At 71.3% G+C, this 558-nt stretch carries 1 protein-coding gene; it reads right to left on the reverse strand.

Annotated features, from left to right (window positions below):
- The coding region (locus HUK84_RS22325; RefSeq protein WP_176642060.1) for an ATP phosphoribosyltransferase regulatory subunit at positions 1 to 388 on the reverse strand (388 nt) is incomplete at its 3' end.
- Positions 389 to 558: the final 170 nt, after the last annotated feature.

Genomic DNA, 558 nt, shown 5'->3' on the forward strand with positions numbered 1-558 from the left:
GGGAAATCTGCCGGTCGCTTTCCCGCGCGCCGCCGCCGGCCAGCACGCACGGACCGGCATAGGACAGGCGCAGCGGACGCGGCGCAGCGGCCATCCGCGTCGCGGCGATGCGCGCGATCTGCGGCGTGATGTCCGGACGCAGCGCCATCATCCGCCTTGTGTCGGGGTCCATCAGGCGAAAGGCCTGCTCGGCCACCGCCGCCCCCGACCCGCTCAGCAGCGTCTCCTCGAACTCCAGCAGCGGCGGCCTGACGCGGCTATAGCCGTGGCTGGCGAAGACCCGCATCAGATCTTCCATGCCGGCGGCCTCGGCTTCGGCATCCGTCGGAAGCAGGTCGACAAAGCCTGCCGGCAGCAGGGCGGGATTGAAGGGCGGATCGTCCGTCATGCGCGCGCCTATATCATTGTCGCCGCCATTCGTCATGCCCGCAAAACGGGCAGGACGCCGATCAGGCGAATTCGGACCGCACCAGGGCCTCGGCCCAGTCCAGCCAGGGCATCAGCGCGCGCAGGTCGCCGGCCTCGACCGTGGCCCCGCCCCACAGGCGCAGGCCGGGC

The sequence above is a fragment of the Nguyenibacter vanlangensis genome, assembly GCF_013376155.1.
In the GTDB taxonomy this organism is placed as follows: domain Bacteria; phylum Pseudomonadota; class Alphaproteobacteria; order Acetobacterales; family Acetobacteraceae; genus Gluconacetobacter; species Gluconacetobacter vanlangensis.